Origin of the sequence: Niveispirillum irakense DSM 11586, from assembly GCF_000429645.1 — a bacterium.
Lineage (GTDB): Bacteria > Pseudomonadota > Alphaproteobacteria > Azospirillales > Azospirillaceae > Niveispirillum > Niveispirillum irakense.
In genome coordinates this window covers 265,703-292,102 of the sequence record NZ_KE386934.1, presented here as the reverse complement: position 1 = coordinate 292,102, position 26,400 = coordinate 265,703, and the positions used below count along the sequence as shown (strand labels likewise).

General features: G+C 63.3%; 25 protein-coding genes. 15 read left to right on the top strand and 10 right to left on the bottom strand.

What is annotated here, in order from left to right; translation table 11 throughout:
- Nucleotides 1–55: 55 nt before the first annotated feature.
- The 4 genes from G473_RS0120290 to G473_RS0120275 form a co-directional block, all read right to left on the bottom strand.
- Nucleotides 56–1,069 (bottom strand): TIGR00266 family protein, encoded by a 1,014-nt coding sequence (locus G473_RS0120290; protein WP_029014604.1) that lies wholly within the window; start codon nucleotides 1,067–1,069, stop codon nucleotides 56–58.
- A 45-nt stretch (nucleotides 1,070–1,114) separates the two neighbouring features.
- Complete coding sequence (locus tag G473_RS0120285; RefSeq protein WP_051330521.1) at nucleotides 1,115–1,807, bottom strand: tellurite resistance TerB family protein; 693 nt, start codon at nucleotides 1,805–1,807, stop codon at nucleotides 1,115–1,117.
- A 163-nt stretch (nucleotides 1,808–1,970) separates the two neighbouring features.
- On the bottom strand, nucleotides 1,971–2,582 hold the full coding sequence (locus G473_RS28105) for a DUF1013 domain-containing protein (protein ID WP_051330520.1): 612 nt from the start codon (nucleotides 2,580–2,582) through the stop codon (nucleotides 1,971–1,973).
- A gap of 210 nt (nucleotides 2,583–2,792) precedes the next feature.
- Nucleotides 2,793–3,794 (bottom strand): NAD(P)H-quinone oxidoreductase, encoded by a 1,002-nt coding sequence (locus G473_RS0120275; RefSeq protein WP_029014602.1) that lies wholly within the window; start codon nucleotides 3,792–3,794, stop codon nucleotides 2,793–2,795.
- 111 nt (nucleotides 3,795–3,905) lie between these two features.
- Here G473_RS0120275 and G473_RS0120270 point away from each other — a divergent pair, with 111 nt between their 5' ends.
- Nucleotides 3,906–4,094, top strand: a complete 189-nt coding sequence (locus G473_RS0120270; RefSeq protein WP_029014601.1) for a DUF1192 domain-containing protein — start codon at nucleotides 3,906–3,908, stop codon at nucleotides 4,092–4,094.
- A 6-nt stretch (nucleotides 4,095–4,100) separates the two neighbouring features.
- Here the strand turns inward: G473_RS0120270 and G473_RS0120265 are convergent, their stop codons facing one another.
- Together G473_RS0120265 and zapE are read right to left on the bottom strand one after the other, a co-directional pair.
- Nucleotides 4,101–4,313 (bottom strand): ribbon-helix-helix domain-containing protein, encoded by a 213-nt coding sequence (locus G473_RS0120265; protein WP_029014600.1) that lies wholly within the window; start codon nucleotides 4,311–4,313, stop codon nucleotides 4,101–4,103.
- A gap of 11 nt (nucleotides 4,314–4,324) precedes the next feature.
- Nucleotides 4,325–5,449, bottom strand: coding sequence for a cell division protein ZapE (gene zapE, locus G473_RS0120260; RefSeq protein WP_029014599.1), 1,125 nt, complete (start codon nucleotides 5,447–5,449; stop codon nucleotides 4,325–4,327).
- A 195-nt stretch (nucleotides 5,450–5,644) separates the two neighbouring features.
- On the opposite strand from zapE, the gene G473_RS0120255 reads away from it, so the two are divergent.
- The gene (locus G473_RS0120255) at nucleotides 5,645–6,394 is read left to right on the top strand and encodes a substrate-binding periplasmic protein (protein WP_161631021.1); all 750 of its coding nucleotides are present in this window, start codon (nucleotides 5,645–5,647) and stop codon (nucleotides 6,392–6,394) included.
- Between the two features lie 82 nt (nucleotides 6,395–6,476).
- Entirely contained in the window at nucleotides 6,477–7,685 is a 1,209-nt protein-coding gene (locus G473_RS0120250; protein WP_029014597.1) for a DUF2336 domain-containing protein, read from the top strand.
- A 29-nt stretch (nucleotides 7,686–7,714) separates the two neighbouring features.
- Here the strand turns inward: G473_RS0120250 and G473_RS0120245 are convergent, their stop codons facing one another.
- Nucleotides 7,715–8,578 carry an MBL fold metallo-hydrolase gene (locus G473_RS0120245; protein WP_029014596.1) on the bottom strand — a complete coding sequence of 288 codons (864 nt, stop codon included), beginning with the start codon at nucleotides 8,576–8,578 and terminating at the stop codon, nucleotides 7,715–7,717.
- A 429-nt stretch (nucleotides 8,579–9,007) separates the two neighbouring features.
- Between G473_RS0120245 and G473_RS28100 the strand changes: the two genes are divergently transcribed.
- The 3 genes from G473_RS28100 to G473_RS28095 all read left to right on the top strand — a co-directional run bounded on the left by G473_RS28100 (nucleotide 9,008) and on the right by G473_RS28095 (nucleotide 12,907).
- Complete coding sequence (locus tag G473_RS28100; protein WP_084438415.1) at nucleotides 9,008–10,225, top strand: RNA ligase RtcB family protein; 1,218 nt, start codon at nucleotides 9,008–9,010, stop codon at nucleotides 10,223–10,225.
- Nucleotides 10,222–10,839 (top strand): peptide chain release factor H, encoded by a 618-nt coding sequence (gene prfH / locus G473_RS0120230; RefSeq protein WP_029014595.1) that lies wholly within the window; start codon nucleotides 10,222–10,224, stop codon nucleotides 10,837–10,839. Before G473_RS28100 ends, prfH begins: the two co-directional genes overlap by 4 nt.
- Before the next feature lie 193 nt (nucleotides 10,840–11,032).
- Nucleotides 11,033–12,907 (top strand): ABC transporter ATP-binding protein, encoded by a 1,875-nt coding sequence (locus tag G473_RS28095; protein WP_161631020.1) that lies wholly within the window; start codon nucleotides 11,033–11,035, stop codon nucleotides 12,905–12,907.
- A gap of 22 nt (nucleotides 12,908–12,929) precedes the next feature.
- Here the strand turns inward: G473_RS28095 and glgB are convergent, their stop codons facing one another.
- A complete protein-coding gene (gene glgB / locus G473_RS0120220) occupies nucleotides 12,930–15,149 on the bottom strand; it encodes a 1,4-alpha-glucan branching protein GlgB (protein WP_029014594.1) in 2,220 nt (739 codons plus the stop codon).
- Between the two features lie 74 nt (nucleotides 15,150–15,223).
- Entirely contained in the window at nucleotides 15,224–16,066 is an 843-nt protein-coding gene (hexR, locus tag G473_RS0120215; RefSeq protein ID WP_029014593.1) for a transcriptional regulator HexR, read from the bottom strand.
- A 389-nt stretch (nucleotides 16,067–16,455) separates the two neighbouring features.
- Between hexR and zwf the strand changes: the two genes are divergently transcribed.
- From zwf to G473_RS30475, 7 genes are all read left to right on the top strand, one after another.
- Nucleotides 16,456–17,934: a glucose-6-phosphate dehydrogenase gene (zwf, locus tag G473_RS0120210; protein ID WP_084438411.1), complete on the top strand. Its 1,479-nt coding sequence runs from the start codon at nucleotides 16,456–16,458 to the stop codon at nucleotides 17,932–17,934.
- Nucleotides 17,921–18,625, top strand: coding sequence for a 6-phosphogluconolactonase (gene pgl / locus G473_RS0120205; protein ID WP_084438409.1), 705 nt, complete (start codon nucleotides 17,921–17,923; stop codon nucleotides 18,623–18,625). Before zwf ends, pgl begins: the two co-directional genes overlap by 14 nt.
- A 55-nt stretch (nucleotides 18,626–18,680) precedes the next feature.
- Nucleotides 18,681–20,540 carry a phosphogluconate dehydratase gene (edd, locus tag G473_RS0120200; protein ID WP_029014590.1) on the top strand — a complete coding sequence of 620 codons (1,860 nt, stop codon included), beginning with the start codon at nucleotides 18,681–18,683 and terminating at the stop codon, nucleotides 20,538–20,540.
- A 27-nt stretch (nucleotides 20,541–20,567) separates the two neighbouring features.
- Nucleotides 20,568–21,200 (top strand): bifunctional 4-hydroxy-2-oxoglutarate aldolase/2-dehydro-3-deoxy-phosphogluconate aldolase, encoded by a 633-nt coding sequence (gene eda, locus G473_RS0120195; protein ID WP_029014589.1) that lies wholly within the window; start codon nucleotides 20,568–20,570, stop codon nucleotides 21,198–21,200.
- Between the two features lie 207 nt (nucleotides 21,201–21,407).
- Nucleotides 21,408–21,884, top strand: a complete 477-nt coding sequence (locus G473_RS28090) for a YbaN family protein (protein ID WP_084438407.1) — start codon at nucleotides 21,408–21,410, stop codon at nucleotides 21,882–21,884.
- A 156-nt stretch (nucleotides 21,885–22,040) separates the two neighbouring features.
- Complete coding sequence (locus tag G473_RS0120185; protein ID WP_245580206.1) at nucleotides 22,041–23,225, top strand: acyl-CoA desaturase; 1,185 nt, start codon at nucleotides 22,041–22,043, stop codon at nucleotides 23,223–23,225.
- 170 nt (nucleotides 23,226–23,395) lie between these two features.
- The gene (locus G473_RS30475; RefSeq protein WP_154667495.1) at nucleotides 23,396–23,728 is read left to right on the top strand and encodes a hypothetical protein; all 333 of its coding nucleotides are present in this window, start codon (nucleotides 23,396–23,398) and stop codon (nucleotides 23,726–23,728) included.
- Nucleotides 23,729–23,837: 109 nt separating this feature from the next.
- Here the strand turns inward: G473_RS30475 and G473_RS0120175 are convergent, their stop codons facing one another.
- Nucleotides 23,838–24,773, bottom strand: a complete 936-nt coding sequence (locus tag G473_RS0120175) for a LysR family transcriptional regulator (protein WP_029014587.1) — start codon at nucleotides 24,771–24,773, stop codon at nucleotides 23,838–23,840.
- Between the two features lie 146 nt (nucleotides 24,774–24,919).
- Here G473_RS0120175 and wrbA point away from each other — a divergent pair, with 146 nt between their 5' ends.
- Complete coding sequence (gene wrbA, locus G473_RS0120170) at nucleotides 24,920–25,522, top strand: NAD(P)H:quinone oxidoreductase (protein ID WP_029014586.1); 603 nt, start codon at nucleotides 24,920–24,922, stop codon at nucleotides 25,520–25,522.
- Nucleotides 25,523–25,651: 129 nt separating this feature from the next.
- Entirely contained in the window at nucleotides 25,652–26,362 is a 711-nt protein-coding gene (locus G473_RS0120165; protein WP_029014585.1) for a pirin family protein, read from the top strand.
- Nucleotides 26,363–26,400 lie beyond the last annotated feature (38 nt).

Sequence of the window (26,400 nt, the reverse complement as noted above, 5' to 3'; positions counted from 1 at the left end):
TCTATGACCGTCGCCCGCTGCCCCGGACAATGGCCGGGGCAGCGGGCCGGCGGGGTTACTTCCGGTTGCCCATCACAATATCGCCCAAGGGGCCCAGCACGCTGCCTTCCCCCTTGCTTTGTCCCGGCACCGTGGCGGCCAGCATGCGGCCTGCCAGACGGGAGAAGGGCAGGCTTTGGATCCAGACCCGGCCGGGGCCGCGCAGCGTGGCAAAGAACAGCCCTTCGCCACCGAACAGAACGGACTTCACGCCCCCGACCTGCACAAGGTTGAAATCCACATCGGGCGTGAAGGCGGCGATACAGCCGGTATCAACATGCAGCACCTCACCCGGTGCCAGTTGGCGTTCAACCACCGTGCCGCCGACATGGGCGAAGACCCAGCCATCACCTTCCAGCCGCTGCATGATAAAACCTTCCCCGCCGAACAGCCCGGTCAGGATGCGGCGCTGGAAATGGATGCCGATGGAGACACCCTTGGCAGCCGCCAGGAAACTATCCTTCTGACAGATCAGGGCGCCGCCAATATCGGACAGTTTCAGCGGGATGATGGTACCCGGATAGGGCGCGGAAAAGGCGACACGCGCCTTGCCCGATCCCTGATGGGTGAAGATGGTGGTGAACAGGCTTTCCCCGGTAATGACGCGCTTGCCGGCGCCGATCAGCTTATCCAGAAAGCCGCCACCCCCGGCTTCCGATCCATCGCCGAAGATGGTGGTCATCTCCACGCTCTGGTCCTTGTAGACCATGCCCCCGGCTTCGGCGATGGCGCTTTCGCCGGGGTCCAGTTCCACTTCCACGAACTGCATTTCATGGCCGTAGATCTTGAAGTCGATCTCGTCGGTGCGGCCGCGCTTGATGCCCATGCTGGGCGGTGGCGGGGTGTTGGGGCGCCCGCCCCAGGGGCTGGGCTGGCCCGACAGTTCGGCAACGGCCCGCACCGGCAGCCATTCCGCCATCCCCTGGCGCCAGCAGAAAGCATTGGGATGTTTGCGCACGAAATCCAGCGCCGCCTGTCCGTCCAGCGGACCTGCCTGCTGGTCGCCATCATGGAAAAACCATTGCGTCATCACATTCCCCCATTCGTCCCATTCATGCGCAAAGCAGAAATTGGCTCAGCCTGCCGCATCCAGGCGGCTTTCAATTTCCCGTGCCGCTTCCGGGTCCAGACCCAGGCGGGCGGCCAGCATGGAAAGCCAAGCCCGTTCCGCCGCCATATCCGGGTCGATCGCCAGATAGGAGGCGCCATAAACCTCCGCCGCTGTGACGGGATCTTTCACCCGCGCGATCAGGGCGTCCAGGTCCACCGGCTCCCGCATCAGCCGGTCCAGATGCGCCCAATCCTGGGCATCGGCACCGCTATCCATCAGATAACGTTCCAGCGTGGCCCGCTCCTCCGCATCCAGCACACCATCGGCGCGCGCGGCGGCCACCATGGCGGTCAGGATCAGGTCAGGATCGGGCAGCGGGGTGGCGGGGCTGCCATTGCTGCCATCAACGCTGAAGGGTGGGGGCGTGGCTGGCCGCTGAAAGGGCGGTGGCGTGGGCGACCCAGCGTTGCCTGTACCGCCGGCGCCGGACCAGGGGGAAGGTGTGCCGGCCTGCTGTTGCCGCTGCCGATAATGTTCATAAGCAGCGATACCGATTCCCGCCAGCAGCGACAAGCCACCCTTGGACAGGGCGGCCCGCCCGGCCAGACCACCAAGCCCGCCCTTATGCTTTTTCTTTTTCCCGATTCCATGCTTGCCCAGTACATGGCCGGACAGTCCGGACTGCATCAAGGTGCCCAGCAGCTTTTCCAGATTCATCGCGCATCATCCTTGGCGATTGAAGGGAGGGGCCCTGTCCGCGCCGACAAGGGGGTCCCTGACTGCTAAGATGGGGAGGGGAAATGGCGCTGTCGCCCCCGCCATTCCGGATAGGCGGTAAAGAAAAAGCCCGGCGGTTGGTACCGGCCGGGCTTCTTTCCGATCAATCCTCGTCCGAGGCGGGCGGGGTGTAAAGCGGTTCATCGCTTTCATAATCGGGAACGGGGTTCTCGACCGATTCTTCACCCGGCGGGCGGCCACGGCGGGCGCGTTCCAGCGCGCCGTCCAGCTCACGCTGGCTGCACAGGCCCAGCAGAACCGGGTTGCGCGCCTTGATATTGGCAGCGTTCCAATGGGTTTTGTCGCGCACGGCGGCGATGGTCGGCTTGGTGGTGCCGATCAGCTTGCAAAGCTGGGCATCCGACAATTCCGGATGGGCCTTCAGCAGGTAGGCGATGGCGTCCGGCTTGTCGCCACGCTTGGTCACCGGCGTATAGCGCGGGCCCTTGGAGCGGGCGACCGGCTGGGGCAGGTCCTGTTGGCGCAGGCGCAGCTTGGCGTCGGGGTTGCCTTCCGCGCGGACGATCTCTTCGGCGGTCAGTTCGCCACCGGCGACCGGATCGCGACCAACCATGCCCACCGCAACCTCGCCATCCGCGATGGCCTGCACTTCCAGCTCATGCATGCCGCAGAATTCGGCGATCTGCTCGAAGCTGAGACCGGTATTCTCAACCAGCCAAACGGCAGTGGCCTTGGGCATCAGGGGCAGTGCCATGCTTCCTCCTAAAACGCGACGCCGGATGCGGACCGGCCATCGTCACGGGACCAACAACGCAAAAACGCAAAAGCCGCCCGTCGCGCGCGGGAGGGGCCCCGCGCAGCCAATCGGACGGACAAACAGACTGCGCTTCAGCTATAGCGTCAGAGCGGGCGACAAGCCACGGGATTTTTTCATCCCGCCCGATCAATTCCATCGGGATGTCTGTCAGAGTGTCAGCACGATCTTGCCGATATGGCCGGACGACTCCATCAGCCGGTGGGCCGATGCTGCCTGTTCCAGCGGGAAGGTCGCATGGATCACCGGTCGCACCTTGCCCACCGCGATCAACGGCCAGACATGCTGCTGGATGGCCTGGGCCAGTGCCCCTTTCTGGGCCACCGACCGGGCACGCAGGGTGGAGCCGGTCAGGGTCAGGCGCTTCAGCATGATGGGCGTGAGATTGATCTCCGCCTTCGGTCCGCGCAGGAACGCGATGGTGACGTGCCGCCCATCCGGTGCCAGACAGTCGATATTGCGCGGCAGGTAATCTCCGCCCACCATGTCCAGCACGACATTGACGCCGCGCTTGCCCGTCACCTCCTTGATGACGGCGACAAAATCCTCATTCCGGTAATCGATGCCGCGATCAGCCCCAAGTGCTTCACAGGCCTTGGCCTTTTCCGGCCCGCCAGCGGTGGCGTAAACGATGCTGCCCAAAGCCTTCGCCAACTGGATGGCGATGGAGCCGATGCCCGATGTGCCGCCATGCACCAGCAGGCTTTCACCCGGCAGCAGGCCGCCCCGCTCAAACACATTGGTCCAGACGGTGAAGACGGTCTCCGGCAGGGAGGCTGCCTGCACCATATCCAGCCCTTCCGGCAGGGGCAGGCATTGCGGTGCAGGAGCAGTGGCATAGTCGGCATAACCGCCGCCGGCCAGCAGGGCGCAGACAGCATCGCCGACCCGCCAGCCGGTGACATCCGGCCCCAAAGCCGCGATGGTGCCCGCCACTTCCAGCCCCGGCAGGTCGGATGCACCCGGTGGCGGCGGGTAGCCGCCCTGGCGCTGGAAAACGTCCGGCCGGTTCACGCCAGCGGCCTCGACACGGATCAGCACCTCACCCGGACCAGGGACGGGCAGGGGCCGTGTTGCCGCGACCAGCACGTCCGGGCCGCCGGGTTCCGTGATCTCCACCACGCGCATGGTTTGGGGCAAATCCATTTCCATCCTCTCCTTCGGGCGATTGCGCCGGTCTTCCGCTTAACGCAAAATACCGGTCGCTCATGTGCGCATGCGCATAGAACACCCTGGAACAGCATCCGGGAAGGGGGAGAGGACATGGCATTCGATCTGGATGAGTTGCTACCCAGCAAACCGGTGAAAAAGCCGGTCGATCTCGACAGCCTGTCGGTGGGCGATCTGCAGGATTATATCGTGACACTGGAAGCGGAAATCGCGCGGGCGCGGGCCATGATCCAGGAAAAGCAGGATGTCCACGCTGCGGCGCAGGCGTTTTTCAAGCGGTGACGGTCGTCAGGCGCGCGTACGGAAGGCTTCCAGCACGAAAACCCGGATGGCGCTTGAGAGGTTGCCCGTCCGCTCAGCATCAATCCGTTCCACCAGGGCGTTGACGGCGATGTCCTCCTTCGCCGCCAGTTCTTTCAAGGCCGCCCAGAACGGTTCCTCCAATGTCACGCTGGTCGGATGGCCGGCGATCAATAAGGACCGTTTCTTGACCTCGCTCATGCGGTGCGCCCTCAGGTCAGGTGCGGGCGTTCCAGGTAATCCTGGGCCTGCATTTCCATCATGCGGCTGACGGTACGCTGAAACTCGAAAGCATGCGTGCCTTCGGCATAGATGCGTTCTGGTGCCGTCTCAGCCGCAATGATCGTGTTCACCTTATGCTCATACAGCGCATCAATCAGGGTCATGAAGCGCTTGGCCTCATTGCGCTGCGCCTCCGACAATCTCGGTACCCTGTCGATCAGCACCGTGTGGAAATGGGTGGCGATGGCCAGATAATCACCCGCCCCCAGCGGGCGGGCGCATAATTCATCAAAGGTGAACCAGGCCACACCACGGGCGGCGCGCGGCACCTCCACCTTGCGGCCCTGTACGGTCAGTTCCACCGCTTCCGGCGGGGCCCTGTCGGTCACGTCATCGAAGGTGCGCTGCATGGCAGCGGCACTGGCTGGTCCCAACGGGTAATGATAGACCTTGGCGCCCATCAGCCGGGCCAGGCGGTAATCCCGCTCCGATGCCAGATGCAGCACATCCAGCTTTTCCTTCAGCAAAGCGATGAAGGGCAGGAAAAGCTGGCGGTTCAAGCCGTCCTTATAAAGATCGTCCGGCGCCCAGTTGCTGGTTGCCACCATCACGATGCCCAGATCGAACAGGGCCGTGAACAACCGGCCCAGGATCATGGCATTGGTCACGTCGGTGACGTGGAATTCATCAAAGCACAGCAGCCAGCCTTCGGCTGCGATCTGTTTGGCCAGTTCCACCACCTCATCCCCGCCTTTGCGGGCGACGGGGCCGTCCCGGCGGATGGCGTGCAGCCTTTCATGCACCGACAGCATGAAGGCGTGGAAATGGACCCGGACCTTTTCCTTCACCGGTACGGTTTCATAGAACAGGTCCATCAGCATGGATTTGCCGCGCCCGACATCCCCATAGATGAACAGGCCCTGCGGCGCCGGGTCGGGCCTGCGTGTCAGGCCGAAACGGGCGCGCCAGCCGCTCTGCCCGGTGGAGGGCTTATAGTCGCGCAGGGCGCAATAGAGGCTTTGCAGCTTTTCCGCCGCCAGTTCCTGCGCCGGATCGGCCTTCAGGGTGCCGGTGCCACGGCGGGCGCGATAGACGGAAAGGGGGCCTTCGGTCATGACAAGTCCGAAACTCTGTGCCGTGCGGGTGCGTCCCAGGTTCCTATCCGTCCTGCCGCATCGCGGCAAGCCCCGCCACCGGGATGCAGCGTTGCCAGCCTGGATAGCGCCGCATTTTATGATATGTTTAGTTAATCTTTATTGAAGTGAGGGCGGATGCGGCTTTTATCCGGGATTCTCACATCATGGCTGTTGATGGCGTCGCTGGTTTTCGCGAGCGGCATTGCTTTAGCAGCGGATAATCACTGCGCCCTGCGGTTCGCCTGGGTCGATCTGCCGCCCTATCAATTTCCCGGTCCCGATGGGGCGATCAAAGGTATCGATCATGATCTGGTGATGGAAGCTGCGCGTCGGGCTGGCTGTATGGTGACCTGGATATCTGCGCCGCGTCCGCGTGCCTTGATGATGGTGCAGGAAGGGCAGGTGGACGCCATCGCCGGTGTGGCCCATACGCCTGAGCGGGAGAAAATTGGTATTTACTCTCATTTCATGCGCCAGGGCCGGAATGTGCTTGTGCTGCGGCGTGAAGATGCGGGGCGCTATTTTTTCAGCGATCTGGCGGGGCTGGCCGCCAGCCCTTTCCGGTTGGGTGTCGTCTCAGGCTCTCTTTACAGCAGCGAGTATGAACGTTTGCTGCGCAGTGGCGATCTGGCCGATAATCTCGTTATTGTGAATGGCGGCGAAAGCGCCACCGCCATGTTGCTGCGGGGGCGTATTGATGGCTTCCTGGACGGGTATCGCGTGGCGGCAGAACGGCTGGAGCGTATGGGCGTGCGCGATCAGGTGGTGTTCCATCCTATGAAGATCACCAGTAAGGAGGCCTTCATCCTGTTCAGCCGGGCTGCCGGTATTGATCCTGCAATTATTGACCGCTTCAATCTGGCGCTGGCGGCGATGCAGGAGGATGGGACCACGGTGCGGATTCTGGATCTGGGCGGCAGTTAGCCGAACTCCCGCTTGAAAGCTTGCCGGGGATAAGGGATCGTGATGCCATGATGCCGCAGCCCTCCGCCTGTTTTTGCCCGCCATGACGGACACCGGCCCCGATCCCGAGACCTATGAACAGGCCAAGCGGCTTATGATCAGCCCTGATCCGGCTGTGCGGTTGCAGTTGGCCCAGCGGTCCGATCTGGCGCCGGAGCTGCTTTACTACATGGCCGATGATGGCGACCCGGTTGTGCGCCGGGCCGTGGCGCATAATGGGGCGACCCCGTTGCAGGCGGCGTCCAGGCTGGCGCGTGATGCGGATGCGGATGTGCGGGTGCTGCTGGCGCGCAAGCTGGCCCGCGCCCTGCCGCACCTGACAGCGGATGAACAGGCGGCCCTGCGGGATATTGCCCATAATGCCCTGTCCATGCTGGCGATTGATCAGGTGGTGCGCGTGCGTGCGGCATTGGCGGGTGCGTTGCGGGATGTCGCGGTGGCGCCCCCCGGCCTGATTGCCTCGCTGGCGCGGGATGTTGCGCGGGAAGTGGCGGAGCCGATCCTGCGCACATGCGTGACGCTGCCGGATGAGGAACTGATTGCCATCATCAAGGCCCAGCCCGTGCCCTGGGTGCTGGAAGCCATCGCCCGGCGGGAACGGGTGAGCATGCCGGTGGCGGATGCTGTGGTGGAACAGCGCGACCGGTTGGCGACGGCGACCCTGCTGGCCAATCCGGGTGCCCGCCTGTCCGATCAGGCGCTGGCCGGGCTGGTTGCCACCAGCCTGATGCCGGGGGCACAAGGGCGTTCACTGCTGCCGCCGTCGCTTGTCTCCAAAATGGCGAGTATTGTCGAGGAGAGCATCCGGGGCGAAATGTCCGCCCATGGCTTTGACCGCGAGGATAGACGGGACGTCGTCGCCGTGACCCAGCGCCGGCTGGAATGGGCGCGCGACTATGTAAAGCAGGAACCCGCAGACCAGAAGGCAGCCCGGCTGAAGGCAGAAGGCCGGCTGGATGAGGCTGTGATCTGGGATGCGCTGTCCTGGGGCGACAAATCTTTTGTGCGCGAGGCGCTGGCCCTGAAGGCCGACCTGTCGCCCGATCTGGTCCAGCGCATCATCGACACACAAAGCGCCAGGGCCATCACGGCCCTGGCCTGGCGTGCGGGGCTTTCCATGCGCTGTGCCCGCCTGTTGCAGCTTAAATCCGGGCTGCCGCCGACCAAGCTGCTGAATGCCCGCCACGGCACGGATTATCCTATGAGCGAGGCGGAACTGCGCTGGCAGTTGGAGCTTTTTGGCGTGGAATGAGTGCGCCTGCCTTTACGGCAGGACACGGGTCACGCATAGGCACGTTCAGACATGGCTACCTGTGGCAGGTTCAGCATATCCAGCACCACACCTTCCCGGGCAGCGAAGGCACCGGCAAAGCCGTTGCGTGCGTCGCGTTCGATGGCGGCCATCATCTGGTCGTCATGGTCGGGGTCGTGGTGGAACAGGCAAAGCCGCTTGGCATCCGCCTCCCGCACCAGCTTCACACCCTCATTCCAGGTGGAATGGCCCCAGCCCTGGCGGGTGGCATATTCGGCTTCGGTGTAGGTGGCATCATAGACCACCACATCCGCGCCTTCGATCAGCTTCAGGATGTTCTGGTCCAACTGGCCGGGCACATGTTCGGTGTCGGTGATGTAGCAGAAGGCCTTGCCACCATATTCGATACGATAGCCGACGGCGCCGCCAGGATGGTTCAATTCACCTGTCTTCACGACAAGGCCGGGGGCCATGTCCAACTGGTCGCCGACATGCAGGTTATGGAAGCCCAGTTCGGCCCGCATTGTTTTCAGCGGGACGGGGAACAGCGGCTTCTCCATGCAACTGGTGAAGACATCCCCGATACATTCACAGCCGGTCAGGTCGCGGGCGACCACTTCCATCTGGAAATCGGGGCAATAGCCGGCCTCGAAGAAGGGGAAGCCGTTAATATGGTCCCAATGGGCGTGGCTGAGCAGCAGGGTGGCCTGTTTGATCCGGTCGCGCATCAGGCGCTTGCCCAGGGCGCGCAGACCGGTGCCCGCGTCCAGGATCAATGTTCTGCCCCCAACGCTCACTTCCAGGCAGCTTGTATTGCCGCCATAAGTAAGGTGCGAAGCATAAGCGCAAGGGAATGTGCCGCGCACACCCCAGAATTTGACCGTGAACTCCATATCCGCCCCTTGGGGCTGGATACTGCATTGCTGCCGCATCCCGCCGCCGATGACCCCAGCCTTGTGTCGGATACATTCCGATACTCGCTGGAAAGGTTCCAGAAAAATAAGGTCACGGATGCCGATCTCATGTGACGGGGGACACAGGATTATGCCGCAAAAGGTCATAGCGGCCCTGTTGATGCCCCCCTACCCAGCATGAATCTGATTTTACAGTGGGCTTGCAAAACAACCAGGAAGGGCGTATCAGCCAGATTACTTTCCTTGGAGGCTGGACATGCATTGTATCGCAATCCGCCCCGGTCACGGGGCGATCTGACCGCCACCGCCCTTCCGCGGTCCCGGTCTTACTTGTGACGGTTTTTTTTGACGCCCAAGCTGCGTCCAGACCGTCGCCCTGATAAGCCCAGACGTCGAAGCCAAGGAAACATGGGCAATCAAATTATTTCAACACGCGGGCCGAAGGTCCGCGTGATCGCGTCCTCATCCACCTGGATTGAGGGCGAAGCCTTGCGCCAACTGGATGCCACGGCGGCTCTGCCGGGCATGCGGCTGGCAGTGGGCATGCCAGACCTGCATCCCGGCAAAGGGTCTCCCGTCGGGGCCGCTTTCCTCTCCGAGGGGGTGATCTATCCAACCCTGGTCGGTTCCGACATCGGGTGCGGCATGGCGTTGTGGCAGACGGATATGCCGGTGCGCAAGGCCCGGCCGGACCGTCTGGCGGAACGTATGGAAGGGCTGGATCAGCCCTGGAATGGTGACCCGGAGGCTTGGTTGGCGGCGCGCGATCTGGCACCGACCGGCCACGAACTGGGGTTGGGTACACCCGGCCATGGAAACCATTTCGTGGAATTGCAGCAGGTTCATCAGCTGCATGACCCGGAAGGGTTCCAGGCCCTGGGGCTGGAAGAAGACCGGCTGTGCGTGCTGGCCCATTCTGGTTCCCGCGGGTTGGGGGAGGCTATTCTGCGGGCCCATGCCGACATGCACGGCGCCCAGGGGCTGGCTATCGGCAGTGTGGATGCCGATGCTTATCTGATGGCCCATGGCGATGCCGTGCGTTGGGCGGTCGCCAACCGGGATCTCTGTGCCCATCGCGCCCTCGCGGCCATTGGGGCGGACGGGCGCCGCGTGCTGGATATCTGCCATAACAGCGTCACTGCCGCCGTGATGGATGGCTGTGACTGCTGGCTGCACCGCAAGGGGGCGGCCCCGGCCGATCAGGGGCCGGTGGCAATCCCCGGCAGCCGGGGTGATCTCAGCTTCCTGGTGCAACCCGTGGCGGAGAAGCGGGAGGCCCTGCAATCCCTGGCCCATGGTGCGGGCCGCAAGTTGGCCCGGCATGAAGCTAAGGGCAAGCTGAAGGGCCTTTACCGGCGGGAGGATCTGGAACGCAATCCTTATGGCGGCCGTGTCGTCTGCGGCAATGACCTGCTGCTGTGGGAGGAAGCGCCGGAGGCCTATAAGCCGGTGGCGGGTGTGGTGGGCGATCTGGCGGCAGCCGGGTTGCTGACCGTCATCGCCACCTTCCGGCCCGTGGTGACCTTCAAGGCATCCCATGGCGCGCGGGCTGAAAAAGGTGGTGCTGACTGGAAGCGGCAGCGCAGTGCCGCCCGCAAGGCCAAGCAAGGGAGGGCTGGGCGATGACCTGGCTTCTGTTCAGCGCCGGGCGTGGTCCCGGCGAATGCCAGTTGGCTGTTACCGGTTTGGTGGCGGCCCTGATGGAAGAGGCGGCAAAAAGCGGGATCAAGGCCGCCCTGGTGGAGAGTGAGCCGGGGCCGTATGGCCCGCTTTCCGCCCTGGTGGGGCTTGATGGGGAGGGGGCCGGCACCCTTGCCCGATCTTGGGAGGGATCCGTGTTGTGGATCTGCCCCAGCCCTTTGCGCCCGGGATGGGGGCGGAAAAACTGGTTTGTCGGTGTGTCCCTGCTGGCTCCACCGCCGCCATCCTCCGCTGTGCGGGAGAGTGACCTGCGGGTGGAAACGATGCGCTCATCTGGTGCCGGCGGTCAGCATGTCAACAAAACCGAATCGGCTGTGCGCATCACGCATCTGCCGACCGGCGCTGTTGCCGTGGCGCGGGAGGAGCGCAGCCAGCACCGCAACCGCGCCCTGGCCATGGCGCGCCTGCATGCGGCCCTGGCGGATCAGGTTCAGCAAGCCAGCCGGCAGGCCGACCGCGACCGCTGGAATCGCCATGACAGTCTGGAACGGGGCAATCCCGTCCGGACCTATCTGGGGCCGGACTTCCGCCTTCGGTAATGCCAAATGGTATGTGCCCCGGTTGCCCATCGCTGGGTAGTCGGGGCCGATACCTCTAAAAACTTTGATGGATGGGACAAGATTTTTCCCGGTTGACAAAATACAGGCAAACCGACATCTAATCCGATATCGGATGTATCGGGCGCTATATTATTGGCATCAGGCTCCGATTTCGTTTTTGGAGTTCCGTTCCATGTTTTCCGCCCTGCTGCGCGCGTCGATGCGCGCTGTCCGTATTGATGATCAGGCCATCCAGGATCGTGATTTCGCCTGGGAGGATCAGGAGGCGCCGCGTCCGCTGCCATCCAAACCCTTTGCCTTCCTGTGGGGGCTGGTGCGGGAGAAGTTTGCTGGGCGGCTGACCCTGATGGTCCTGGCGGTCACTATCGGCCAGGCGATTGAGGCGTTTGAGCCTTACGCCCTGAAAGCCGTGGTGGATGCGCTGACGGCGGCCACGGGCGGGGATGCGGTGACGCCGCATGGGCTGGGCGTGGGCGGCTGGTTCCTGCTGCTGCTGCTGATCTGGCTGGGCAGCATGGGCATGTACCGGGTCTATCAGATCGTCGATATCTATACCTCGCCTTCCATCCGGGCGCTGGCGCAGAAGCGGATGTTCTCCTGGCTGCTGGGGCACAGCCCCCGCTATTTCCAGGATAATTTCGCCGGTAAGCTGGGCCAGAAGGTCAAGCAGGGGGCCAATGCGGCCCTGTCGCTGATCGAAATCCTGATGTGGGATGTGATCCGGGTTGCGGTGCTGCTGGTGGTGGCGCTGGGCCTGCTGTGGACGGCGGCACCGCTTTTCTCTGCCGTGCTGGCGGGATGGATGCTGGTCTATGTGCTGGTGTCGGGCTGGCTGGCCCGCCATTGCTTCCACCTGTCGGAGGTGATGAGCGAGGCCGTGTCCACCAGTTCCGGCCGGATCATCGATGCCATCACCAATGCCGACCTGATCCGGGGCTTTGCCCGCACGGCGTTTGAGCGGTCATTCCTGGGCCATTACCTGAATGCGGAACGGTTTCGGTCGCGCCGGCTGCGCTGGTTCCTGGTGATGATGCGGCTGTTCCAGATGTTCTCCATCATGGCGCTGTTGGCCGTGCTGGTCTGGGTGGCGATTACCCGCACCATGGCGGGGGTGATGAGCGTGGGGGAATTTACCCTGGTCTTCACCCTGGCCTTCCAGATTTCCAACACGGTCTGGCACCTGTCCGACCGCATGCTCTCCTTCTTTGAGGAGTTGGGTACGCTGGCGGAAGCGCTGGATCTGGTCTCCGCCCCGCATGAGATCACCGACACGGTGGGTGCGCCGCCCCTGCGCCTGCGTGCCGGGGGGATCGAGTTGCGGGAAGTGCATTTCCACTTCCCCGACGGGACCAAGGTTTTTGATGGCTTGAACCTTTCCATCGCACCGGGGGAGAAGGTCGGGCTGGTCGGTCGCTCTGGTGCGGGTAAAAGCACGCTGGTCAAGCTGATCCGCCGGCAATTCGATCCGCAATATGGCCGGGTGCTGATCGACGGGCAGGATATCGCCCATGTGACGCTGGAAAGCCTGAATAGTGCCATTGCCGAGGTGCCGCAGCAGCCGGGCGTCTTCCACCGCACGGTCGGGGAAAATATCTCCTACGGGCGACCCAACGCCACCCAGGCGGAGGTGGAGGAGGCCGCGCGCAAGGCCCATGCGCATGAGTTCATCATCCGCCGTCCCACCGGTTACGACACCATTGTGGGGGAGCAGGGGGTGAAACTGTCAGGTGGGGAACGCCAGCGCGTGGCGATTGCCCGGGCCCTGTTGAAGGACAGCCCTATCCTGATCCTGGACGAAGCGACCAGCGCGCTGGACAGCGAGTCCGAACATCTGATCCAGGAAGCGCTGTGGACCCTGATGGAAGGCCGCACGGTGATTGCCATCGCCCACCGGCTTTCCACAGTCACCGAAATGGACCGTATCCTGTATCTGGAAGGCGGTCAGGTGGTGGAACAGGGCAGCCACGCCGACCTGCTGGCGCTGGGCGGTCGCTATGCCCAGCTCTGGCACCGGCAGTCAGGCGGGTTCCTGGCTGCGGCTGAATGAGGGGAGGGGGGCAACAGCCCCCTTACCCGTGTACAAACACCAGCGTGGCCAGCGGCGGGACCGTGATCAGGGCGCTGTAGGGCTGGCCGTCCCAGGGCAGGTTCTCTGCCTCCACCCCGCCGCCATTGCCGATATTGCTGCCGCCATAGCAGCCGGCATCGCTGTTCAAAGCCTCGCGCCAATGGCCGGGCAGAGGCAGGCCGATACGGTATTTCTCCCGCGGGATCGGGGTGAAGCTGGCTACTGTCACGGCGGCCTGGTTGGGCTGGTAGCCATGGCGGCAATAGACCAGCACCGATTCATCTGAGGCGGCCCCCTTGATCCAACTGAAGCCCTCCGGCTCGCAATCCCGCCCATGCAGGGCAGGGGTGGCGCGGTAGAGATGGTTCAGATCGCGGATCAGGTCGCGTACGCCGCGATGCCAGTGGCCGCCCTGGCCTTCCAGCAGATGCCAGTCCAGTTCCGCATCATGGTTCCATTCCCGCCCCTGTGCGAACTCCCCGCCCATGAACAGCAGCTTCTTGCCGGGATGGGTCCACATGAAGGCGAAATAGGCGCGCAGATTGGCGAATTTCTGCCAGTCATCCCCCGGCATCCGGGCCAGAAGCGAGCCCTTGCCGTGAACCACCTCATCATGGCTCAGCGGCAGGATGAAATTCTCGGAGAAGGCGTAGAGCAGGCCGAAGGTCAGATCATGGTGGTGGAACCGGCGGTGGATGGGATCGCGCGCAATATAGCGCAGCGTGTCATGCATCCAGCCCATGTTCCATTTATAGCCGAAGCCTAGCCCACCGACATAGGCAGGGCGGGACACGCCGGGCCAGGCGGTGCTTTCCTCCGCGATGGTGATGGCGCCACCGCCCTGACCTTCAGCCTCGCCATAAACCAGTTCGTTCAACTGGCGCATGAAGTCGATGGCTTCCAGGTTTTCCCGTCCGCCGAACTGGTTGGGGATCCATTCCCCCTCCTTGCGGCTGTAATCCAGGTAGAGCATGGAGGCGACGGCATCGACGCGCAGCCCATCTATATGATAGCGCCGCAGCCAGAACAGGGCATTGGCGATCAGGAAATTGGTGACCTCGTTGCGGCCGAAATTATAGATCGCCGTGTTCCAGTCCGGGTGATAGCCCTGGCGCGGATCGGCATGGTCATAAAGATGGGTACCGTCAAACTGGTACAGCCCATGCGCATCGGTGGGGAAATGGCCGGGCACCCAATCGATGATCAGGCCGATATCCGCATCGTGGCAGGCTTCCACAAAAGCCTGGAAATCCGTCGGCGTGCCAAACCGGGCGGTGGGCGCATAAAGCCCCAGCGCCTGATAACCCCAGGAGCCATCGAACGGATGCTCATGGACGGGCATCACCTCAATATGGGTGAAGCCCATTTCCTTCACATAGGGTACCAGCGTTTCCGCCAGTTCGCGGTAATTCAGGAACCGACCGTCCGGTCCGCGCCGCCAGGAGCCTAGATGCACCTCGTATATGGAGATGGCGGCGTCGCGGCGGTTGCGTGCCTTGCGTTGCGCCATCCAGGCATTGTCCCGCCATTCCGCCTGGGCGGGGTCGGCGACGACGGACGCATTGGCCGGGCGCATTTCCGCTGTCAGGGCGAACGGGTCGGCCTTCAGCGGCAACAACGCTCCATCGGCTCCCAGCAATTCATATTTATAGCGGCTGCCGGCGGTGACGCCGGGGATGAAAATCTCCCACACGCCGATGCCGGGATGTTTGCGCATCATATGGATGCGCCCGTCCCAGCCATTGAAATCCCCCACCACGGACACGCGTGAGGCATTGGGTGCCCACACGGCGAAGCGCACACCGGTAACGCCGTTTTCTGCAAGGATATGGGCGCCCATCCGGTCGTAAAGCCGCCAATGGCGCCCCTCGCCGATCAGATAACGGTCCATCTCCCCCAGCAGGGGGGGGAACCGGTAGGGATCATCAATCTCCCATGTCGTTTCCAGCCGGCGCAGGCGCAGCCGGTAATGGTCGGCCTGATCGGCAGGAAGATCGGCGGCGAAAAAGCCGTCCGCATGCAGCCTGTCCAGATCCGCCAGCACGGTCCCGTCCGGGCTTATGGCCTGCACGGCATCAGCATCGGGCCGGAACACGGCCAGCCGCACCTGATCCCCGGCGCCCTTGTCGCTGGTGGCATGCGGGCCCAGCACGGCGAAGATGTCGCTATGCCGGCCCGCAATGACGGCTTCGATGATCTCGGGGCTGAAGGCCAGGGGCATCGATGATCCTTAGGGCAGGAATAGGGGGACATGAAGAGGGAAGGGAGGACGGACGGCGGTGCGGCCGTCCGGTATCAACCGCGCTGGAGCAGCCGACGTTCCCTGATCGGCCGTTTGGACCGGGCCAGACTTTCGGTCAGGTTCACACCCTTGCGCAAGGCCACCGCCACCTGCAGCACGTCGATCATGGCCAGATGTGCCAGACGGCTGACCATGGGGGTATACATGCTGGTATCTTCCACCACATCAACCAGCAGGGAAATGGTGGCCCTGTCCGCCAGGGGTGAGCCACCGCTGGTCAGCGCCACCACCTTGGCGCCACTATCCAGCGCCAGATCGACGGAGCGCAGCAATTCCCGCGTCCGGCCGGTATGGGAAATGACCAGTGCTGCCGCATTCGGCCCCAGCAGGGTGGCCGACATGGCCTGGACATGGAAATCCGTGTAGGCCACGCAGGGGATGCCGAGGCGGAAGAACTTGTTCTGCGCATCCATGGCGACAACGCCGGACGCGCCGAAGCCGTAAAATTCCAGCCGCTGCGCTTCAATCAGGATGCGCACCGCCTGTTCCAGCGCTTCCGGATTGGTGTGGTTGCGCACCCGCGTCAGTGATGCGATGGAGCGGTTCAGCACCTTGGCGGCCACATCGACCACCGCATCGTCGGGCCGCACCTCTTCATGCACATAGGGCGTGCCGGTGGCCAGATCCTGGGCCAGCCGCAGCTTGAAATCCTGGAAGCCGGCACAGCCGATGGAGCGGCAGAAGCGCACCACGGTGGGCTGACTGACCTGCGCTTCCCGCGCCACTTCCGCCACAGAGGCATTGACCACCGAATGGGGCCGTTTCAGCACGACCTCGGCGATCTTCTGCTCGGAACGCCGCAAGCCGGCCTGCATGCCGCGGATACGTTCTAACACAGGGGGCACTCCCTTCCCGCAACGGACAGGTGCGTCTTGTTCGTGGGTTGAGATATGCGCACCGATGTAAGGGAATTACACGGGATTGTGGCCCTTTTTGCAAGGGTATGCCGAGGCCGGTAACGGCGGGGCACCCCTGCCCGTCCGGATGGGCTTATTTTCGGACAAGATTGCGATCAAAATAGCCGTTCATTTCGTACGGATGCGATATGCTGGCTGATCGTTGCGCGGGAACAGGATGGGCTCAACCCCATTGGGTAGTGAATTTGTAGTCCGTGCTTGTCATGGATGGTAATTCTGCTACATTGCGCGGCGAGATGTTCCGGCGGGCATGAAGCCCCGTGCCGCCGGGATAGTGCCAAGGACGGGTGGGCGCGGACGCGGGTATAATGGCTGAAATTCTGCAGGTTCCTCCCTTCGACTATGTCGTGTTCGGCGGCACGGGCGATCTGGCCCTGCGCAAGCTGATGCCGGCGCTCTATTACCGTGAGCGCGACCATCAGATGACCGATGACAGCCGCATCATCGGCGTGTCGCGCACCGACCAGGGCACGGAACAGTTCCGCAACCAGATCGCCGCCGCCCTGGACCAGTTCATCCCCAGCGATGATATTGATGCGGAAGTGCTGCACCGGTTTCTGAATCGCATCGCCTATGTCACCCTGGATGCCACCAAGCCGGGCGGCGGCTGGGTCGATCTGGCTGAAGCGCTGAAGGATGGCGGCGACAAGGCCCGCGTCTTCTATCTGGCGACCTCGCCGGCATTGTTTGGTGCCATCTGCCGCAACATTAAAGATGCCGGGCTGATCTGCCCGCGCACCCGTGTGGTGCTGGAAAAGCCGATCGGCAAGGACCGTGACTCGGCCAATGCTATCAATGATCAGGTCGGCGCGATCTTCCGCGAAGACCAGATTTTCCGCATCGATCATTATCTGGGCAAGGAGTCGGTGCAGAACCTGATGGTGCTGCGCTTCGGTAACGCCCTGTTTGAGCCGTTGTGGAATGCCGGCTATATCGACCATGTGCAGATCACGGTGGCGGAGAAGGTGGGCGTGGAAGGCCGCGCCGACTATTACGACCGCGCCGGCGCCCTGCGTGACATGGTGCAGAACCATTTCCTTCAGCTTGTCTGTCTGGTGGCGATGGAGCCACCGTCCTCGCTGACGGAAGACATGATCCGCAATGAAAAGATCAAGGTGCTGCGCGCGCTGCGCCCTATCACAGCGCAGGATGTGAAAAGCCATACGGTGCGCGGCCAATATCGCCAGGGCGTGATCGACGGCAAGGCCGTGCCGGGCTATCCGGAGGAGCTGGGCCATGGCAACAGCACTACCGAAACCCTGGTCGCCATCAAGGCCGAGGTGGATAACTGGCGCTGGGGGGGTGTGCCCTTCTATCTGCGCACAGGCAAGCGCATGCCGACCCGCTGCTCTGAAATCATCATCCAGTTCAAGTCCATTCCGCATAATGTGTTCGGCAAGGGTGCTGGTGAACTGACCGCCAACAAGCTGGTGATCCGCCTGCAGCCGGATGAGGGCGTGAACCTGTCCATCATGACCAAGGTGCCGGGCCCCGGCGGTCTGCGCCTGCGTTCCGTGCCGCTGAACCTTTCTTATGCGGAAACGTTCAAGGACCGGTATCCGGATGCCTATGAACGGCTGCTGATGGACACGGTGCGCGGCAACCCGTCCCTGTTCATGCGCCGGGACGAGGTGGATGCCGCCTGGGCCTGGATCGATACCATCCTGAAGGGATGGGAAGAAGCGGACCAGCGGCCTGAGCCCTATTCCGCCGGTAGCTGGGGGCCGATCAGTTCGGCCCTGCTGCTGGCCCGTGACAATCGCCGGTGGCACGATGCCGAATTCTAATGACATGAAGGCCCATGCGGCGCGGCCGGCTTTGGTATCGGCCCTGGCTGACCATATTGCTGGCGTGATCCGTCAGGCTGTGGCGGCCCGTGGTGCGGCTACGCTGGTCCTGTCCGGCGGCACCACGCCGGCTGACCTGTTTGCCGTGCTGGATGGCATGGACCTGCCTTGGGACAAGGTGAGCCTGACCCTGTCGGACGAGCGCTGGGTGGATCTGGATGATCCGGCCAGCAACGAGGCGATGGTCCGCCGCACGCTGGCGACGGCCTTGGCCAAGGGCGCGCGGCTGGTGGGGTTGAAAAGCCCTGGTGCCGCGGCGGCCGATGGTCTGGAAGCCACCCATGGACGGGTGGCGACCTTGGATCGCCCCTTTGATCTGGTACTGCTGGGCATGGGGGAGGATGGGCATACGGCCAGCTTCTTCCCCGGCGGCGAAGGGCTGGAGCAGGCGTTGAGTGGCAATGGCGGCTTGGCTGTGGCTGGCGTGGTGCCGGCCATTCCCGGCCCGGCGCGCATTACCTTGACCCGCCCGGTCCTGCTGGATAGCCGCGCCATCCTTCTGCTGATCACGGGCGAGACCAAGCGCCGCGTGCTGGATCAGGCGCTGGCGCCGGGTCCGGTGGAAGTGCTGCCCGTCCGTTCCGTCCTGCACCAGGATCTGGTGCCGGTTTCCATCTGGTGGGCGCCCTGACCCCCCGTAGGGTCGCCCAACCTGACCAATTCCCCGGGGTGGGGAGAGTTTTGTCATGATCCAGGACGCCATCCGCCGCGTCACCGACCGCATTATCGAGCGCAGCGCTGCCAATCGCGCCGCCTATCTGTCGCAGGTGAACGCCATGCGACAGAAGGGGCCCCGGCGCGGCACGCTGGCCTGCGGCAATCTGGCCCATGGCTTTGCCGCCTGCGCCGCCGATGACAAGGCCAAGCTGAAATCGGGAACGGAAGCCAATCTGGCCATTGTTTCCGCCTATAATGACATGTTGTCGGCCCATCAGCCGCTAGAGCGCTATCCGGAACTGATCAAGCAGACGGCGCGCAAGGTGGGGGCCGTGGCGCAGTTTGCCGGTGGCGTGCCCGCTATGTGCGATGGCGTCACGCAGGGGCAGGCGGGGATGGAGCTGTCGCTCTTCTCTCGCGATGTCATTGCCATGTCCACGGCCATTGCCCTGTCGCACAACATGTTCGACGCGGCCCTCTATCTGGGTGTGTGCGACAAGATCGTGCCGGGCCTGTTCATTGGCGCTTTGTCGTTTGGCCATCTGCCGGCGATCTTCGTGCCGGCCGGCCCGATGACATCGGGCCTGTCCAATCCGGAAAAGGCGAAGGTCCGCCAGCTTTATGCCGAAGGCAAGCTGGGCCGCGACGCGCTGCTGGAAGCGGAGTCGCAGAGCTATCATGGCCCCGGCACCTGCACCTTCTACGGTACCGCCAATTCCAATCAGATGATGATGGAGATTATGGGCCTGCATTTGCCGGGCGCCTCCTTCATCAATCCCAACACGCCGTTGCGCGATGCGCTGACCGTGGCCGCTACGGAGCGTGCAGCCAAGATCACGGCCCTGGGCGACGATTATACGCCGATCGCCGATATCGTGGACGAGAAGGCGATTGTGAATGCCATGATCGGCCTGATGGCGACGGGCGGCTCCACCAACCATACCATCCATCTGGTGGCAATGGCTGCCGCTGCCGGCATCAGCATCGACTGGCAGGATTTCAACGACCTGTCCGCCGTGGTGCCTTTGCTGGCCCGCGTCTATCCCAATGGCGTCGCGGATGTGAACCATTTCCACGCCGCCGGCGGCATGCAGTTCGTGATTTCCGAACTGCTGGATAATGGCCTCCTGCATGGTGACGTAAAGACGGTGGCGGGCGAGGGCGGCATGGACGCCTACCGCAATGATGCCTTCCTGGATAATTACGGTGCAGCGACCTGGCGGCCGGGCGTGAAGGTCTCGGCTGATACCAAGGTGCTGCGCCCGGTGGCCGAAGCTTTCGATCCCACGGGCGGTATCCGCCTGCTGACCGGCAATCTGGGCCGCTGCGTGATCAAGGTTTCCGCCGTGAAACCGGAGCATCGCATTGTCGAGGCGCCGGCCATGGTGTTCGACAGTCAGGATGACATGCTGGCCGCCTTCAAGGCCGGCAAGCTGACAGGCGATGTGGTGGTGGTGGTCCGCTATCAGGGCCCGCGCGCCAATGGCATGCCGGAATTGCACAAGCTGACGCCGTCGCTGGGGATTTTGCAGGACAAGGGCTTCAAGGTGGCTTTGGTCACCGATGGCCGCATGTCCGGTGCCTCCGGCAAGGTGCCGGCCGCCATCCATATAACGCCGGAATGTTTGGCCGGTGGGCCGCTGGCCCGGGTGCGCGACGGCGATATCATTCGCCTGGACGCGGAAGCCGGTACGTTGGAAGTGCTGGTCGATGCCGCAGAATTTGCGGCGCGACCGGTGACGGTGCCCGATCTCTCGGGTAATGAATGGGGCACGGGCCGCAACCTGTTCGGTGCCTTCCGCGCCACGGCCACCGGCGCCGAGCAGGGCGGCAGCAGCTTCGGGCCCGGCTTTGCCAGCCCGGTGCCCGTACCCGCAACCAATCCGTAACGAACCCACCAGTTGGAAACCTGTGCGATGACCACCGAAATCGAGCGTATTTGCAGCCTTGCCCCCGTCATTCCGGTGATCGTGATCGATCGCCTGGAAGATGCCGTGCCTTTGGCAACGGCGCTGGTTGCCGGCGGCCTGCCGGTGCTGGAAGTGACGCTGCGCTCCCCGGTGGCTGTCGAGGCGCTGGCCGCCATGGCGAAGGTGCCGGGTGCCGTTGTCGGTGCCGGCACCATTTTGGAGCCGGGCCAGATCGATCAGGTCGCCAAGGCTGGTGCAAAATTCATCGTCAGCCCCGGCTGCTATCCGGAACTGGCCGATGCCGCCATTGCCCAGAACATGCCCTATCTGCCGGGTGTGGCCACGCCGTCGGAAATGATGATGTTGCTGGCCCGTGGCATCCGTCACCAGAAGCTGTTCCCCGCGACGGTTGTCGGTGGGATGGACATGCTGAAGGCGGTGGCGTCGCCGCTGCGCCAGATCCGGTTCTGCCCGACCGGCGGCGTCAATGCCGCCAACGCGGAAGAGTTTCTGGCCCTGCCGAACGTGATGTGCGTCGGCGGGTCCTGGGTCACCCCGAACAAGCTGGTCGCGGCCAAGGATTGGGCCGGGATTGAGGCGCTGGCCCGCGAAGCGGCCGCGCTGAAGCGTCCGGCCTGATCTGACCTTTAAAGTCCTCACGGCTGCCGCTTCCGGTCATTTCGCGGCAGCCGACCTTGTGGGCGGTCTGGGAGCAATCCTGGCCGCCCATCTTTTTTGACCGCTGGTATCATCCGTATGGTGTGCGAACTGGCACTTGCAACAGCCTGATGGAAGCGCCATGTTAATTGCGAACGGCTCGCGATTGATCGGAAAGGATCGGGCGTCTTGAGGACGGAGGAAAGATCGCAGCCGGATGTTTCGCCGGTTCAGCAAAGCGCCCGGCCGCGTGCCCGCCTGTTTTATCTGGCGCTGGCCTATATTTGCGTCGGCCTGGGCATGGTTGGGGCCGTGTTGCCGCTGCTGCCGACAACGCCTTTCCTGTTGGTCGCGCTCTGGGCCTATTTCCGCTCCCATCCCGAAAAGGCGCAGAAGCTGCTGGACCATCCGCGTTTTGGTCCCGCCTTGCGTGACTGGCGGGAGCAGGGGGCCATCCCGACGCGGGCCAAGATTGCGGCGGTGGCCGTTATGGCCGTGTCCTGGGTGATCGTCTTTCTGACCGCCCCCCATCCGGCGGCCCCCATCGTCGTGGGGCTGATCCTGTGCTGCACCGCGACCTTTGTTGCGACCCGACCTTCCCCCAAGCCCGGTTCCAAAAGGACGGGGCGGGAGAATGTGGCGGCATCGAACGGGCCCGTGGCTTGATGCTGCTTTTCCCGCCGCGACGCTTGCGCGCATCGGGGTAGGGGCGGTTTTTGTTACCCCATAAGGCCGGGGTGGCATGTTATTATCACTTTCGTCTGAAGTGGCGCCGCCGCGCCGCCGGCCCTGATGGCCATAGTTTTGGAGCCTGGTTCACACGTGACTGCCCCCAGCGATCTCGACCGCGGCGATACCGCGGCCCTGTCGGACGATATTGTCTACCCCGCCATGATCCCGTTCATCCTGGTCCATCTCGCCTGCTTTGCAGCGATCTGGACGGGGGTCTACTGGCAGGACGTGCTTTTGGCCGTCGGCCTCTATATCGCCCGCATGTTCGGCATTACCGGCGGTTATCACCGCTATTTCTCCCACCGGTCCTACAAGACCGGCCGGGTGATGCAGTTCCTGCTGGCGTTCCTGGCGGAAAGCTCTGCCCAGCGCGGTGCCCTGTGGTGGGCGGCGAAGCATCGCCATCATCACAAATATTCCGACACGCCGATGGATGTGCATTCGCCCAAGCAGAAGGGCTTCTTCTATTCGCATCTCGGCTGGATTTTCACGCCCAAGCACGACAAGGCGGATTACCGGGGTATCGGGGATCTGACCAAGTTCCCGGAACTGGTCTGGCTGGATAAGCACTATTATGTGCCGCCCATTGTCATGGGTACCGTTGTCTGGTTCCTGGCCGGCTGGTCGGGTCTGGTCGTCGGTTTCCTGTGGAGCACCGTGGCGCTGTATCACGCCACCTTCTGCATCAACTCCCTGGCCCATGTGATGGGGCGCCGCCGGTACCTGACCGGCGATGACAGCCGCAACAACTGGGCGCTGGCCATCGCCACGCTGGGAGAGGGGTGGCACAATAACCACCATGCCTACCAGTCCAGCGTGCGCCAGGGCTTCCGCTGGTGGGAGGTCGATGTCTCCTACTACATCATCAAGGCCATGTCCTGGGTGGGGCTGGTTTGGGATATCCATGAACCGCCGGCTTCAGTTGTGCGGAATGAGCAGCGTCTGGGTACCAAGGTGATCGAAACGGCAGCGGCCCAGCTTGCCGCATCCTTCCAGGTGGAGAAGCTGACGGCCCAGGTCCGTGAGGCCCTGGCCCATACGCCGACCCTGGCGGAGATCGAGGAACGGGTACGTCAGGCGAGCGAGACGGCCAAGGTCCGGGTCGAATCACTGGTAGCCCACATCCACCTTCCCCATATCCCCACCACGGATGAACTGCGTCAGCGGGCGGCCAAGATGTTTGTCCGCACCCCCAGTATGGATGATATCGTGGAACGCGCCCGACAGATCCTGATTGCCAATGTGTGCAGCGGGCTGGCGGTGAAGCCCGCTTGACGGCGGATTTATTGGGTTTCCTGTGTAAGGCTGATGCAATCCCGGCTGGCGACGGCCGGGATTTGTCATATCTGTCCCGGTGGCCCGCCTGCGCTTTCCGCTTTTCCTTCGCGCATCACGACGGTAGCTTCACGGCCCAAGGGGCGACGAATTTTTTGGTAATGGAAACGATGATGATGAACCGCCTACTGGCTTCTTTGCTGCTGGCCACGGCCCTGGTGGCGCCTGCCGCTTCCGCGCAGGACGCCAATCCCCCCGCGACGGATACGGCCCAGCAGACGCCTGCGAACAGCACGCCCCAGGCGACCGGTGGCGCCGCGGGCCAAAATGCCGGCTTCTTCTCCGCCGGTAAGCTCTATCCGCTGGCGGCTGTGTCTGCCGTGGCGGCGGCGGGTGCACTGGCAGCCGCAATTGGTGGCGGCGATGATGAATCCGGCCCGCCGACGACGAGCACGTCCACATCTACGTCCACTGCGACCAGCACGGCAACTGCAACCCGCTGATCGCAGGGAATTGCTTTTGTTCTGAAAAACAAGGCCCTATCCAGGTTTTCCCGGATAGGGCCTTGTTTTTTAGATGGTTTACCCAAATATCCGGGTCGAGAGGCTTTCGTCATCCGCCCTTCAACAAGGTCAAGCCTGCGTCCCAATAGGGGACGGGGCCGAAACGGCCGGCCAGGAAATCCACGAAAGCGCGGACCTTCGGGCTGAGATGCCGGTTCGCGGGATAGACCGCGTGAACGGCGCTTTGGGAAAGCGCAAAATCATCCAGCACCGGCAACAGCTTGCCGCGTGACAGGTCCTCCCCCACGATGAAAGTGGGTAATTGCACCAGCCCTTGCCCTGCGATGGCGGCTTCCCGCAGCGCATCGCCATTATTGGCCCGTAATCGGCCAGTGATCCGGATGGATCGCGTTTCCTCCGATCCTGGTGAGGCTCTGAACACCCATTGCTCGGGTGCCTGGGTGTTGGTGTAGATCAGGCAGCTATGGCCGGCGAGATCAGCCGGCACCTGCGGTGTGCCGTGTCGGGACAGATAGGTGGGGCTGGCACAGATCACCACGCGGGCGGGGCACAGCTTGCGGGCGACCAGCGAGCTATCCTTCAGGCGGCCGATACGCACCGCCATGTCATAGCCTTCCTCCACCAGATCGACGAACCGGTCCGACAGGTCCATGTCGATCTCGACTTCCGGATAAAGCTCCATGAAGCGGCCGATGGCGTCGGCCAGATGCTTGATGCCGAAGGACATGGGCGCGGCCAGTTTCAACACGCCACGCGGCGCGGCATGCTGGCTGGCGACGGACCGTTCTGCATCTTCCAGCGCATCCAGAATCTGGCTGACGCGCTGATAGAAGCCCTCGCCCACCTGGGTGAGGCTGATATGGCGCGTGGTGCGGTTGAACAGCCGGGCGCCCAGCCGTGTCTCCAACTCGCCAATCCGGCGGCTGGCAGCGGATTTCGACAGGCCCAGCCGGTCGGCGGCACGGGTGAAACTGCGCCCCTCTGCCACCAGGGTGAACAGACGCAAATCCTCCAGCCGATCCATCGGGCCTCCTATTGTCTCGCTAGCTGCAACAATCCTATTCGTATTTGCGCCATTAACGGGAAAGCCGCAACGGCCTATCTTCCGTTTCAGACAGACACCGGCCGACACCCGTTGCGGCCATGATCTTACAGGCAAGGGAGCATATGATGAGCAAGGTTCTGGTTCTCTACTATTCCAGCTATGGCCATGTCGAGACGATGGCCAAGGCCGTTGCCGAAGGTGCGCGCAGCGTGCCCGGCACCGAAGTGGTGGTGAAGCGCGTCCCCGAACTGGTGCCGGAAGAGGTGGCCAAGCGCTCCGGCATCAAGCTGGAACAGGACGCCCCGATCGCCACGGTGGACGAGCTGCCGGAATATGATGCCATCATCTTCGGCACCCCGACCCGCTTCGGCATGATGGCCTCGCAGATGCGCAACTTCCTGGACCAGACCGGCGGTCTGTGGGCCAAGGGTGCGCTGATCGGCAAGATCGGTTCCGTCTTCGCCAGCACGGCGACCCAGCATGGCGGGCAGGAAGCGACGCTGCTCTCCTTCCACACCACGCTGCTGCACCAGGGCATGGTCGTGGTTGGTCTGCCCTACAGCTTCGCCGGCCAGACCAACATGGACGAGATCACCGGCGGCAGCCCCTACGGCGCCACCACGCTGGCCAAGAGCGACGGGTCGCGTCAGCCGTCTGAGAATGAGCTGGCCGGTGCCCGCTTCCAGGGTGAGCATGTGGCCCGCTTGGCCGCCAAGCTGAGCGCCTGATTTTCGCTGATATCGAGTACCGGGCGGCATGGTTCGCCGCCCCTTTGAACGACACTGCCCTTTCTCAATGGACCCGGCCCCGCTGCCGATAAGCGGGGCGGCGCCGGGGGCCGCAACAGGAGAAGTATCATGATCGAGCATCGTCCTTTCGCCGGGCTGGGCAAGGCCAACCATGGCTGGCTGCGTGCCAATTTCCACTTCAGCTTCGCCAATTACCACAACCCGTCGCGGGTGCATTGGGGCCCGCTGCGCGTGTGGAATGACGACACGATCGACAGCGGCACCGGGTTTGATCCGCATCCGCATTCGGACATGGAAATCATCACCTATGTCCGTAAGGGCGCCATCACCCACCAGGATGTTCTGGGCAATGAGGGCCGCACCGAAGCGGGCGACGTGCAGGTGATGTCGGCCGGTACCGGTATCGCCCATGCCGAATATAATCGGGAGCCGGGCGAAACCACCCTGTTCCAGATCTGGATCATCCCGAACAAGCGGGGCGTGAAGCCGCGCTGGGAAGCGGCGAAGTTCCCCAAGGGTGACAATGCCGGCAAGCTGGTGGTGATGGCATCCGGTCGGGAGCAGGACAAGGATAGCGGTGCCCTTTACATCCATCAGGACGCTGCGATCCTGGGCGGTACCCTGCCGGCTGGCACCGTGGTGACGCATGAGCTGGGCGACCGGCTGGCCTATCTGGTGCCGGCGCGCGGCAAGGTGAAGGTCAATGGCGTGGTTCTGGATGCACGCGATGGTGCAGCTATCCGGGATGAGAAGGTGCTGACCATTGAGGCGCTGGAAGAGGCCGAACTGGTGCTGGCCGATCTGCCCCGCGCACCCTGATCCCTGTTGTTGACATGATAACCGGTCCCGTTTGATCC

Coding starts and splice junctions, on each gene's coding strand:
- G473_RS0120290 (WP_029014604.1), bottom strand. CDS start 1,069: ATGACGCAATGGTTTTTCCATGATGGCGACCAGCAGGCAGGTCCGCTG.
- G473_RS0120285 (WP_051330521.1), bottom strand. CDS start 1,807: ATGAATCTGGAAAAGCTGCTGGGCACCTTGATGCAGTCCGGACTGTCC.
- G473_RS28105 (WP_051330520.1), bottom strand. CDS start 2,582: ATGGCACTGCCCCTGATGCCCAAGGCCACTGCCGTTTGGCTGGTTGAG.
- G473_RS0120275 (WP_029014602.1), bottom strand. CDS start 3,794: ATGGAAATGGATTTGCCCCAAACCATGCGCGTGGTGGAGATCACGGAA.
- G473_RS0120270 (WP_029014601.1), top strand. CDS start 3,906: ATGGCATTCGATCTGGATGAGTTGCTACCCAGCAAACCGGTGAAAAAG.
- G473_RS0120265 (WP_029014600.1), bottom strand. CDS start 4,313: ATGAGCGAGGTCAAGAAACGGTCCTTATTGATCGCCGGCCATCCGACC.
- zapE (WP_029014599.1), bottom strand. CDS start 5,449: ATGACCGAAGGCCCCCTTTCCGTCTATCGCGCCCGCCGTGGCACCGGC.
- G473_RS0120255 (WP_161631021.1), top strand. CDS start 5,645: ATGGCGTCGCTGGTTTTCGCGAGCGGCATTGCTTTAGCAGCGGATAAT.
- G473_RS0120250 (WP_029014597.1), top strand. CDS start 6,477: ATGACGGACACCGGCCCCGATCCCGAGACCTATGAACAGGCCAAGCGG.
- G473_RS0120245 (WP_029014596.1), bottom strand. CDS start 8,578: ATGGAGTTCACGGTCAAATTCTGGGGTGTGCGCGGCACATTCCCTTGC.
- G473_RS28100 (WP_084438415.1), top strand. CDS start 9,008: ATGGGCAATCAAATTATTTCAACACGCGGGCCGAAGGTCCGCGTGATC.
- prfH (WP_029014595.1), top strand. CDS start 10,222: ATGACCTGGCTTCTGTTCAGCGCCGGGCGTGGTCCCGGCGAATGCCAG.
- G473_RS28095 (WP_161631020.1), top strand. CDS start 11,033: ATGTTTTCCGCCCTGCTGCGCGCGTCGATGCGCGCTGTCCGTATTGAT.
- glgB (WP_029014594.1), bottom strand. CDS start 15,149: ATGCCCCTGGCCTTCAGCCCCGAGATCATCGAAGCCGTCATTGCGGGC.
- zwf (WP_084438411.1), top strand. CDS start 16,456: ATGGCTGAAATTCTGCAGGTTCCTCCCTTCGACTATGTCGTGTTCGGC.
- pgl (WP_084438409.1), top strand. CDS start 17,921: ATGCCGAATTCTAATGACATGAAGGCCCATGCGGCGCGGCCGGCTTTG.
- edd (WP_029014590.1), top strand. CDS start 18,681: ATGATCCAGGACGCCATCCGCCGCGTCACCGACCGCATTATCGAGCGC.
- eda (WP_029014589.1), top strand. CDS start 20,568: ATGACCACCGAAATCGAGCGTATTTGCAGCCTTGCCCCCGTCATTCCG.
- G473_RS30475 (WP_154667495.1), top strand. CDS start 23,396: ATGATGATGAACCGCCTACTGGCTTCTTTGCTGCTGGCCACGGCCCTG.
- G473_RS0120175 (WP_029014587.1), bottom strand. CDS start 24,773: ATGGATCGGCTGGAGGATTTGCGTCTGTTCACCCTGGTGGCAGAGGGG.
- wrbA (WP_029014586.1), top strand. CDS start 24,920: ATGAGCAAGGTTCTGGTTCTCTACTATTCCAGCTATGGCCATGTCGAG.
- G473_RS0120165 (WP_029014585.1), top strand. CDS start 25,652: ATGATCGAGCATCGTCCTTTCGCCGGGCTGGGCAAGGCCAACCATGGC.